The sequence below is a fragment of the Muriicola sp. genome (assembly GCF_049669965.1).
Taxonomy (GTDB): Bacteria; Bacteroidota; Bacteroidia; order Flavobacteriales; family Flavobacteriaceae; genus Muriicola.
Genome location: NZ_JBATLB010000030.1, coordinates 1 through 11,498, shown reverse-complemented (window position 1 = coordinate 11,498; position 11,498 = coordinate 1). Strand labels below are relative to the sequence as shown.

General features: G+C 41.1%; 10 protein-coding genes. 3 read left to right on the top strand and 7 right to left on the bottom strand.

Annotated features, from left to right (window positions below):
* Positions 1-2: 2 nt before the first annotated feature.
* From WBM49_RS02000 to WBM49_RS01990, 3 genes are all read right to left on the bottom strand, one after another.
* The gene (locus WBM49_RS02000; protein ID WP_424370389.1) at positions 3-689 is read right to left on the bottom strand and encodes a TIGR00730 family Rossman fold protein; all 687 of its coding nucleotides are present in this window, start codon (positions 687-689) and stop codon (positions 3-5) included.
* 60 nt (positions 690-749) lie between these two features.
* Positions 750-3,596 (bottom strand): excinuclease ABC subunit UvrA, encoded by a 2,847-nt coding sequence (gene uvrA / locus WBM49_RS01995; RefSeq protein ID WP_424370388.1) that lies wholly within the window; start codon positions 3,594-3,596, stop codon positions 750-752.
* Positions 3,597-3,765: 169 nt separating this feature from the next.
* Positions 3,766-4,494, bottom strand: coding sequence for a DUF4130 domain-containing protein (locus WBM49_RS01990; protein ID WP_424370387.1), 729 nt, complete (start codon positions 4,492-4,494; stop codon positions 3,766-3,768).
* 165 nt (positions 4,495-4,659) lie between these two features.
* Between WBM49_RS01990 and WBM49_RS01985 the strand changes: the two genes are divergently transcribed.
* Complete coding sequence (locus WBM49_RS01985; protein ID WP_424370386.1) at positions 4,660-5,412, top strand: XRE family transcriptional regulator; 753 nt, start codon at positions 4,660-4,662, stop codon at positions 5,410-5,412.
* Between the two features lie 11 nt (positions 5,413-5,423).
* On the opposite strand, the gene WBM49_RS01980 is transcribed toward WBM49_RS01985, so the two are convergent.
* Genes WBM49_RS01980 through WBM49_RS01970 form a run of 3 tightly spaced genes read right to left on the bottom strand, consistent with a single transcriptional unit; the run spans position 5,424 to position 8,475 of the window.
* On the bottom strand, positions 5,424-6,125 hold the full coding sequence (locus WBM49_RS01980) for a hypothetical protein (protein ID WP_424370385.1): 702 nt from the start codon (positions 6,123-6,125) through the stop codon (positions 5,424-5,426).
* Positions 6,126-6,148: 23 nt separating this feature from the next.
* Positions 6,149-7,831 (bottom strand): gamma-glutamyltransferase, encoded by a 1,683-nt coding sequence (gene ggt / locus WBM49_RS01975; RefSeq protein ID WP_424370407.1) that lies wholly within the window; start codon positions 7,829-7,831, stop codon positions 6,149-6,151.
* Between the two features lie 59 nt (positions 7,832-7,890).
* A complete protein-coding gene (locus WBM49_RS01970; protein WP_424370384.1) occupies positions 7,891-8,475 on the bottom strand; it encodes an ACP phosphodiesterase in 585 nt (194 codons plus the stop codon).
* 74 nt (positions 8,476-8,549) lie between these two features.
* Here WBM49_RS01970 and glmM point away from each other — a divergent pair, with 74 nt between their 5' ends.
* A complete protein-coding gene (glmM, locus tag WBM49_RS01965) occupies positions 8,550-9,935 on the top strand; it encodes a phosphoglucosamine mutase (RefSeq protein ID WP_424370383.1) in 1,386 nt (461 codons plus the stop codon).
* Positions 9,936-9,941: 6 nt separating this feature from the next.
* Here the strand turns inward: glmM and WBM49_RS01960 are convergent, their stop codons facing one another.
* On the bottom strand, positions 9,942-10,823 hold the full coding sequence (locus WBM49_RS01960) for a lysophospholipid acyltransferase family protein (RefSeq protein WP_424370382.1): 882 nt from the start codon (positions 10,821-10,823) through the stop codon (positions 9,942-9,944).
* A gap of 57 nt (positions 10,824-10,880) precedes the next feature.
* Here WBM49_RS01960 and WBM49_RS01955 point away from each other — a divergent pair.
* Positions 10,881-11,498 (top strand): rhomboid family intramembrane serine protease (locus WBM49_RS01955; RefSeq protein ID WP_424370381.1); only part of this gene is annotated, 618 nt, incomplete at its 3' end.

Sequence of the window (11,498 nt, the reverse complement as noted above, 5' to 3'; positions counted from 1 at the left end):
TGTTAAAAGTTTGGACTCAGGGTATGTCCCTTATAGAAGGCATCTATAATTTCTACAACTTCTTCTGCGGTATCGGCAACTTTAATAAGGTGAAGATCTTCCGGGCTTATGTTTCCGGCAGATAGCATGGTGTTTTGTATCCAATCCATCAATCCGGTCCAAAATTTGGTCCCTACAAGAATAATAGGAAATTTACCGATCTTGTTAGTTTGGATAAGTGTAATGGCCTCAAATAATTCGTCTAGTGTGCCAAATCCGCCAGGCATTACAACAAACCCCTGAGAGTACTTTACAAACATAACTTTACGAACAAAAAAGTAATCAAAATCCAGGCTTTTATCGCTATCAATATACGGATTGTCATGCTGTTCAAAAGGCAGGTCTATGTTGAGACCCACTGAAGTGCCTCCTGCCAGATGTGCACCACGGTTACCTGCTTCCATAATACCAGGACCACCTCCGGTAATAATTCCGTAACCTGCTTCTGAAACGCTTTTGGAAATAGAGACCGCTAATTCATAGAACTTTTCTCCGGGTCTGGTCCTGGCAGAACCAAAAATGGTTACGCAGGGACCGATAACACTCATCTTTTCAAAACCCATGACAAACTCGCCCATGATCTTAAAAATGGCCCAGGAGTCGTTGGTTTTTATTTCATTCCAACCTTTATGGTGTTTTTCTTTTCTCATCTTGATATACTGTAAAACGAATAATTAATAGACTCATTATAAAAGTCGGTAAAACAATTGTCAAAGGCTCAATGCAAGGTTTAATTCTTTTTTAAGGAAATGGGCAGTGTAGCTTTTTTTGTCTTGTGCCACTTCTTCAGGGGTACCTTCTGCAACAATCATTCCGCCGCCCCTGCCTCCTTCATAGCCAATATCAATAATGTGGTCCACCATTTTTATCACATCCATGTTGTGTTCAATGATCAAAATAGTATTTCCCTTGTCAACCAATTTATTCAGCACCTCCATCAAGACACGTATGTCTTCAAAATGAAGTCCGGTAGTAGGTTCATCCAGTATATAAAATGTGTTGCCCGTATCTCGCTTGGATAATTCAGTTGCTAGTTTTACACGTTGTGCCTCGCCACCGGAGAGGGTAGTAGACTGCTGTCCCAATGATATATAGCCAAGTCCCACATCCTGAATTGTTTTTAACTTTCTGTAGATCTTGGGGATATTTTCAAAAAATGATACAGCTTCATCTATCGTCATATCAAGAACATCGGCAATTGACTTCCCCTTGTATCGTATCTCCAGCGTTTCCCTGTTAAATCTTTTTCCATTACAAGTTTCACATTCTACATATACATCCGGCAAAAAATTCATTTCTATTACCCTCAAACCACCACCCTGGCAGGTTTCACATCGTCCGCCTTTAACGTTAAAGCTAAACCTTCCAGGTTTGTAACCCCGTATGGCAGCTTCAGGTGTTTTGGTGAAAAGGGCTCGGATCTCACTAAAGACGCCTGTATAGGTTGCCGGATTTGATCTGGGTGTTCTGCCAATGGGCGACTGATTAATATCGATCACTTTGTCTATGTGATCCAATCCGCTGATCTTTTTATAAGGCATTGGTTTTTTGACCCCATTAAAATAATAAGCATTCATAATAGGGTAGAGGGTCTCATTTACCAGGGTAGACTTACCACTTCCGGAAACACCGGTAACCCCGATCATTTTTCCCAAAGGTAAACGTATGCTTATATTCTTTAGATTATTTCCGGTGCAACCTTCCAGGATCAGATGCTTATTATTTCCTTTGCGTCTTTTATCTGGTACGGGTATTTCTTTTACGCCTGTCATGTAATCGGCTGTAAGAGTGCCATGTTGTTTTAGTTCGGCGGGTGTCCCTTCCGAGATTATCTCTCCCCCATATTTTCCTGCCCGTGGACCTATGTCTATAATATGGTCGGCACATTCAATCATATCCTTGTCGTGCTCAACTACAATGATAGAATTCCCAAGATCTCTTAAGGCCTCCAGCGATTTTATTAAGCGGTTATTATCGCGCTGATGTAGGCCTATACTGGGTTCATCCAGGATATAAAGCACGCCCACTAATTGAGATCCGATCTGAGTGGCAAGCCGTATGCGTTGTGCTTCACCTCCGGATAAGGACTTAGAACTTCTGTTTAAAGAAAGGTAATCTAAGCCTACATCCAACAGGAATTGGATCCTGCTGTTTATTTCCTTGATAATGTCTGTGGCAATTATTCTTTGATTGCCTTCCAGGGTCTTTTCCAGTCCTTTAAAAAAGGATGCAAGTTCTACAATATCAAGGGCCGCCAGTTCTGCAATATTTTTATCTCCTATTTTAAAATTTAATGAAGCCTTCTTAAGTCTGGATCCATTGCAATCCGGACATTCCACCTTATCCATGTATTCCTTTGCCCAGCGCTTAATAGAGGTGGAATCTGCCCCTTGAAACTGGTTTTTTATGAAGTTTGCGATGCCCTCATAATCTATTTTATAATCCCTTTTCACCCCAAGGGTTTTAGAATCTAACACAAAACTATCTTCCCCTCCGTAGAGAATTAGCTGCATTGCGTCGGCAGGGATCTTCTCCATAGGATCGGATAATTCAAAACTAAAACGTTTGGCAATGGTTTCTAGTTGTTTAAATGCCCATGACTTTTTGTATTCCCCCAGCGGTGCAATTCCACCTGCTGTAATAGATAATTTTTTGTTGGGGAATATCTTAACCTCATTTACTTCATAAATATGCCCAAGGCCGTTGCATATTTCACACATTCCTTTTGGAGAATTGAAGGAGAATGTATTTGGTTCGGGGGTGGGGTAGGAGATACCCGTAGTGGGACACATAAGATCCCGGCTAAAGTATCGGGGTTCCGAGTCCTCTTCGGCCAGTACCATCATCACATCATTTCCGCTATACATGGCCGTATTGATGCTTTCAGATAGGCGTTTATCCAATTCTGGATTTTCATTTACCGCTAAACGATCTATGACGATTTCTATATCGTGCATTTTATAACGGTCTACCTTCATCCCTTTATGAATATCCTTCAGCTCGCCATCCACTCTGACCTTAACAAATCCCTGTTTGGCTATTTGTTCAAAAAGTTCACGGTAATGACCTTTCCTGGATTTGACAACAGGAGAGAGCATATTGATACGTTGGCCCTGATAACTAGATTTTATGAGCTCTTTTATTTGCTCATCCGAATAGCTCACCATTTTCTCACCCGTATTGTAACTGTAGGCATCGGCCGCCCTGGCATACAATAATCTGAGAAAATCATAAATCTCAGTTACGGTGCCGACGGTAGATCTTGGAGATTTAGAAGTGGTTTTTTGTTCAATGGCTATAACAGGTGAAAGACCATCTATCTTGTCTACATCTGGTCGTTCCAGGCCACCTAAAAACTGCCTCGCATAGGCAGAAAATGTTTCAATGTAACGCCTTTGTCCCTCTGCGTAAATAGTATCGAATGCCAAAGACGACTTTCCACTTCCTGAGAGCCCGGTTATCACCACAAGCTTTTCTCTTGGAATATTTACATCAATATTCTTAAGATTATGGACCCGTGCACCCTTGACCTCAATATGTTCGTTAAATTTTGTCATCCAATTAAGCAAAGTGGCAAAGGTACTCTTTTGCGTTATAAAAAAGAAGTTGGTTTCCCTTGTGAATTGTTAATTCGGAATTAAAAAACAACCTACTCCACATGCTTCTGGCTGCATTATTTCAACCACTGCCAAAACGCTTTAAAAAGAAGTTGTAAAATTGGTATTTTTAAGCCACTGCCTGTATACGTTGTGATGTATGGGATCTTTTCTTTGCAGCTACCGGAGCTGTTGAATTAGATGTAAGAAATGGGTTGGGTCTGGGCGTGCCACCGGTCATTTTAGTTAAAAATGGCTCTAATTGTTTAGGAGGTGCCAAATTGAAGGTCAAGGTTCCATTTTTGTGATGTAGTCCATATCCCCTTAAAGAATCATAGATCACCCATTCTTGTTCTTTGTAGCGGGTCCTGAAGAACTTGGAGATCAAAGGAAGTATATTATATTTTGGTTGTATGGCACAAATAGAAGAATTTTCTCCGCATGGATCCAGGGATAATCTGCGTTCAGTGGCCCATTTCTCCCTTTCCACCATGGTGGCCAATTGTTCAATATACAAGGTAGTCTCCAGCTTTATCTTTTGGTTAGTTACCACCTCGTTTCTGATGAAATGCCCATAGAATTCAACCAACTTGTTTTCAATGTTCTTTTCCTCACTGAGAAATGCAAAATACAACTGTTTTAAAGCTCCGTAATTCTTACTTCTCATGGAATTCCAGACAAGACGTGCCTTTTTTAACTGAGTTGGAATATATGCAGAGTCCAGAAATAGCACTTCTTGTGACTCCTCTTTTTTAAAAATGCTTACAGGTTTTAAGTTTTTTACTTGCACTTCATAGAGGAGGCAGAGAAATCCGTTAAAACTTCCGTCATAATATAAGGTGTCATTGATATGTTCCATAAAGCAGCTTATTTTAGAAAAGATTACACATGGTTACTTTGTACATAATCCAAATATATGGATATATTCCATAATATGGAAATAATCCTACTAATATTTTGGATATATTCCAAATTATGTATCTTTGAAATGTGGCATAACGTTATTAACACTAAGTAGGCATTTATGGAAAATGAAATAACCATTAAACGATTTATTGAAATTCGTCGTGATTTGGGCTATACCCAGGCAGAATTTGCAGCTTTATTAGGAGTATCAAACACTACGGCAGATATTGAAAGAGGACGTACAAAGCTTTCCGGAAAAGTGGTATCCGAGCTGTTGAGACAATTTAAAATAAACCCTTTGTGGCTTTTTGGTGAAAGTAATCAGCAATACCTGGAATCTTCCAATACCAGCGTAATTCCTAAGGTAGTTACCGTTGATAGTTCGGAAAGAGAAAATATGGTACTGGTAAATGCAAAGGCGGCAGCTGGCTATCCGCAGAATATACAGGATACCACCTGGTACCGTCAATTACCGGCCTTTGATCTTCCCATACCAGAATTCCGAAATGCTACTTACAGGGGGTTTCAAGTGGAAGGAGATAGTATGTTGCCTAACTTAAAACCCGGAGAATGGGTATTGGCCAAGGCGGTTGAAGATTTAAAGGATGTGAACGCGAATAAAATTTATGTTGTGGTATTACAGGACGCTGTTTTGGTTAAAAAAATAGAACGTCCACCAAATACACAAAACCTAGTATTGATCTCGTTAAATGAGACCTATCCACCTTATGAAATAGAACCTTACCAGATTCAGGAACTTTGGCAGGTAAGCAGCAAGATTACCTTTGGGGTGGACGCAACCACTGAAAACGGTCTCCTAAGGCAGCTACAGCAGTCCATGGAAGATCTGAAAAAGCAACTAAAGGCCTAATTGCCTTTAATTTATCTAGCGCGTACTTTTCCAAGATCTAGAGTAAACGGCCCAAGCTTATGAGCTTGAGGCAAGAGCACACCACTTTCTGTTTTATGCCAACCCTCCCAACTTGCTTCTAAACCGTTTAAGGGGAGAATTTGCACCCACATTTTATAACTTACCGGAAGTCCGGTTTCATTTAGCTTCCATAGATAGGTATCGCCGGGTGTATCTCCTCCTTTGGTATAGGTTACTAATAGACTCATGCTCCCATCTTCTTCCTGAACCAAACCTCTTTCAGTGCCTTTGTCAAAAACCTTAAATGGGGCTACCAACCAAAATGAATCATTATTAAAATAAGAAACTGCTTTTTGTATAAGTTCCTTCCTTTCAGTATCAGAAATATCTTTCTCTGATTCCTCAATGATACTCTTAGACGGATCATTTAAGTTAACCAGGACACTATTCTCATCCCAGGTAACTCGGACGCTACCCATTGCCTTATCCCACCGATATTGATGTCTTCCACCTTGATAGGACCAGGAGAGATAGCGGGTATTCTTATATGCCTCGTAATTTATGGCATCGAGCATTTTTTGGGCGAGGCGATCTGCTTTCTCTGGATATTCACCCTTGGGAACCGGATCATTGAAAAATACATATTTTGTTCCCACGACTACAAGAATCAGTAGTACGAGGAATCCAATTATTCGTTTTAACCATCGTTTCATTATTTTTCTTTAGAGATCAATATTTAATATCCCACCGCCTTATCATCACCTCTTGGATCTGCTCCACCTTCTAATCTGCCATCTGCCAGGACCCTAATGGCATCTACCTTCCCTATAACAGGAGTTCTGCCTTCATTTATTAAATATCCTTTTGCTTTTAAAGCCTCTTTAGTTGATTCAGGAAAGCCTTCTGGTTCAAAAATGATAAAATCCGGAAGCCATTGATGATGGAATCTGGGAGCTTCAACTGCCTGCTGCATACTAAGATCAAATTCATGGACATTGAGTATTGTCTGAGCGACGGCTGTAATAATGGTAGACCCGCCGGGAGTACCCACCACTAACCAAAGCGCCCCATCCTTTTCAACAATAGTGGGGGTCATACTACTCAGCATCCTTTTTTCAGGGGCAATACTATTAGCTTCTGCCCCTATGAGCCCAAACATATTAGGTACACCTGGCTTTGAACTAAAGTCGTCCATTTCATTATTCAGGAAAAAACCGAGTTCGTCGCAATACAGCTTGGAACCATAGGCTCCATTCAAAGTAGTAGTAACAGAGACCGCATTTCCTTCAGCATCTACGATAGAATAGTGTGTGGTTTCAGCACTTTCGATGATCTCAACCGTGCCATGAGAAACATCTTCAGATTTAGTGGCCTTGGCAATAGAAAAAGTTTCCATTCTATTCTTCAGATAACGATCGTTCAAGAGAAAATCCAAGGGAATCGAAACATAATCCGGATCTCCCAGATAGTAGTTCCTGTCTGCATATGCACGTCTGAAAGCTTCAGTTAACAATTGAATTGCTTCAGGGGAGTTTTGGTCATAGTCACCAATATCATAGGGTTCAATCATTTTAAATATCTGATTTATGGTCACCCCGCCGCTACTCGGAGGGCTCATACTGATGATGCGCAGGTCCTTATATTTAAAAATCACAGGTTGCCTCCAAACTACTTCGTACCTGGCCAGATCTTCCTCTGTCACAAAACCGCCTTTCTCCTGAATAAAAGCTGCTAAAGTTTTGGCAGTTTCCCCTTTGTAGAATTCATCTCTGCCATTTTCCATAATTCTTGTTAGGGTACTGGCGAGTTTGGGGTAATACAAGGTATCTCCTTCGACGCATTTAGTATAAAAAAGTGTTTCTTCTCCATTGACCGCTATTATTTGATCCCGGTAACGATCTAATCGTTCAGCCTGATTTTTGGTAACGACCACTCCTTTCTCTGCGAACTCAATTACTGGTTGTAGGATCTCATCCATCGGCAAACTACCCATCTTTGCATGTACCTCAAAAACTCCTGCAATGGTGCCGGGAACCCCTACGGCGGTAGCGCCCACCGTACTCATCTCTGGAATTACATTTCCCAATGAATCCAGGTACATATCCTTGTGAGACGATAAAGGAGCCTTTTCTCGGTAATCTAACGACCCAACGTCTCCGTTGGCCTTTCTATAGACCATAAACCCACCGCCACCTAAATTTCCGGCATAGGGATAGGCCACTGCGAGGGCCAGCTCGGTAGCTATCATGGCATCAAAGGCATTTCCACCTTTTTTTAAAATAGCCACCCCTATAGCCGATGCTTCTTCTCTTGCAGAGACCACCATTGCCGTGTCTGTTACGAGTCCGGTTGGTACAACAGCTGCTTTTCTGCATTGAACAAAAGAAAATGCAAGTACGAATATCAGTCCAAAGACCATTATTCTGCTTACTGATATATGATGTTTTCTTAGTTTGGTTTCTAAAAGGGAAAGGTTTCTCACAGATCTTTGAATTTATGAAGTGAAAAGATACTTAAATCTTTAAAAAAATGATGGAATTCTGATTCGAAAAGATCATAGTCTTGGCGCAGATCGTACACAGCCTTATCCATATTACTGCGTTTGCCGGTGCGTCTGTATAGACCTTTCAAAACACTGTCAATACCTTCTATATGTGCATAATTCAACAACCAATTATCTTTTATCATATAGGGTATTAATTTTTGAGTAGGTACAGGCAGAATATCGTAATAGTCATGTAAAAGACTATAAAATCTAACTACAAATGTTTCTAATGGTTCCTCGGAATACTGGGCCCAATTTTTGGCGAGGAAGTGATCGTAAAAAACATCGATCACTACCCCGCTGTAGTGTCCCTGTGTAGGATGAAGGCGCTTACTACTTTTTTTATGTATAGGATGTGCATCCGTAAACGTATCAATTTCCCTGTGGAGTATAATGCCTTTTTGTATGGTGGCTGGTAAGTGGGTATATTTATTTCCGCGAATACTATCGGCAATAAAATTACCAATGCTGATCTCCTTATCGCCAAAGGATAGAAAAATATGGGCTAAAAAATTCATCTTCCGAATTTACAAATAAGGGGTTCACCAAACCGAGCTAACCCTGTATATTTGCAAAAACTTTTACAATAATTATGACACTTATTAAATCCATTTCAGGAATACGAGGTACCATCGGAGGATCACCTAATGAGAATTTAACCCCTTTAGATGCTGTGAAGTTCGCGGCGGCATATGGCACCTTCCTGATGAAAGCACACCCCAAAAAACGACTTAAAGTTGTAATTGGCCGGGATGCCCGGATTTCGGGAGAAATGATACAGAATTTGGTTGTTTCAACGCTCGTTGGACTGGGGATAGACGTCATAGATCTGGGATTGTCTACCACACCCACAGTCGAAATAGCGGTTCCAATGGAGAAGGCAGATGGTGGCATAATACTAACCGCCAGCCATAATCCTAAACAATGGAATGCCTTAAAATTGTTGAATCAGAAGGGAGAATTCTTAAATGCAGAAGAAGGTGCTCGTATTCTGGAATACGCAGAGAAAGAAGATTTTTCCTTTGCCGAGGTAGATGAGCTCGGCAGCATTCAAAAGAATGATTCGTATATAGATATACACATAGACGAGGTCTTGGCCTTACCCCTTGTAGAGGCCGAAACTATTAAAAAGGCAAAGTTCAAGGTAGTGGTAGACGGGGTAAATTCATCCGGAGGGATCGCAATTCCGAGGCTCCTGGAGGAATTGGGTGTAGAAGTTGTAAAATTATACTGTGATCCTACCGGGCATTTCCCCCATAACCCAGAGCCTTTAAAAGAACATCTGCAAGATATCTGCGAATTGGTGGTAAAAGAAAAAGCAGATTTTGGCATTGTGGTGGATCCGGATGTAGACCGACTTGCTTTTATCAGCGAAGATGGAGAAATGTTCGGGGAAGAATACACCCTGGTAGCTTGTGCGGATTACGTTTTAGGCAAAACGCCCGGGAATACGGTATCCAACTTGTCCTCTACGCGTGCATTGAGGGATATTACAGAGAAACACAAAGGGACCTATACCGCAGCTGCAGTAGGGGAGGTGAATGTGGTAGTAGCAATGAAAACAACCAAAGCCATCATAGGAGGTGAAGGTAACGGAGGTATTATTTACCCGGAAAGTCATTACGGCAGGGATGCCCTGGTAGGGACGGCCTTATTCTTAATGTTAATGGCAGAAAGAGGTGGAAAAGTTAGTGAGTTACGCAAAAGTTACCCGGCCTATTTTATGAGTAAGAAAAAAATTGAGCTTACACCAAGTATCAATGTAGATAAGATTTTGGAAACCATGGCGGCGAAATACAAGCATGAGAAACCCAGTACCATAGATGGCGTCAAAATAGATTTCACCGATTCCTGGGTGCATCTAAGAAAATCGAATACAGAGCCCATCATCCGGGTTTATACCGAAGCTCCCAATCAAACTATGGCCAGCGCCTTGGCAGACAAGATCATTAAGGAAATCAAGGAGATTACGGCCTAGGAATAATCAGGCGACCGGGACCTTGTTCCTGTGCTTCCACCTGCGGTGCGTCCAAAGATAATATTCTGGTTGTTCCTTGATTTGTTGTTCGGCCAGGCGAAGAAATTTTTCTGTGATCTCGTGTTCTTTGGTAGATTTTCCGTGTTCTGTAATCGGGATAAATTCTGCTTGGTAGTAACCGCGTTTCACCTTGGATACCTTTAGAAAAACAACCGCAAGATCTAGTTTCCTGGCAAGAACCTCGGCTCCATTGAAAATGGGTACTTTGATTCCCATAAACTGACTCCAATAGTTGGCTCTACTAGCCATGGGCGATTGATCGCTCACCATACCATACGCCCCCCGAATTTTATTTTTTTCGTTGTAAATGACAGTCTTCACAGTATTTTTTTGTTCAATAGGAGTGGTGTTCCACTTTGAACGTATCCTTTTGATGAGCCTGTCAAAATAAACATTCCCAATCTTTTGGTATACTGCATATCCTTTTACGTTTAGATAGTTATTAATACTAGTGTTCCATTCCCAATTGGCATAATGGGTACACAAAATTAAAACACTCTTTTTCTTTTCAATGGCCTGTAAGATCTCAATATTTTGAATGTCATATCGTTTTTTCACTTCATCACTTGTCATATTCATGGTCTTCACCATTTCCAGGAAAAGATCGCATAAGTGGCGATAAAATACTTTTTCTATACGGCTGCGTTCCTCCTTAGAGGAATTCGGGAATGTTAATTGTAAATTTTTCTGAACCACATCTCTTCTGTATCCTATGAGATAAAAGAGCAGAAAAAACATCGCATTAGAAAAACCGTAAAAAAGGAAATTCGGGAGCACAGAAATTAATCGTAGCAGGGGATAGGCAATAATATAAACCAGTAATTGCATGCATTTAAACTATGTGCAAATATAGCTATATTTGAACCTTAACACCTTAGCACGTATATGAATTTACACTGGGCTACTCTGGCCATTATTGCGGCGAACGTATTGGTTTCCCTTAAAGGATTTAATGATCAAAATTTCTTTGAACGCTATAAGTTTGGCATTGGACCTATCCAGGCAGGACAAAAGGAAAGAATGCTCACCTCAGGCTTTCTCCACGTAGATTTCTCACATCTTTTTCTGAATATGTTTACCCTCTACTTTTTTGCAGATGTGGTGATCCGATGGTTTGGACCTTCACAGTTCATACTCATATACTTTGTAAGCTTGGTAGCCGGGAGCTTGCTGGCGCTGTTCTTTCACAGACAAGAGCCGTTTTACAGTGCTGTGGGCGCCAGTGGGGCGGTTACAGGTATCTTGTATTCGGCTATCCTCCTGCAACCCAATATGCAGCTTGGCATTATGTTTATTCCGATCCCTCTGCCGGCGTACGTATTGGGCATATTGTATATGTTGTACTCCATATACGGGATGAAGAAAAGACTTGGTAATATTGGCCATACGGCGCATTTTGGGGGAGCTATTGGGGGGTATGTAATCACCCTGCTGTTTAAACCGGAACTCTTCCTCACAGATACTTTGATGGTGCTGTTATTGGCACTGCCTATTGTGATCCTC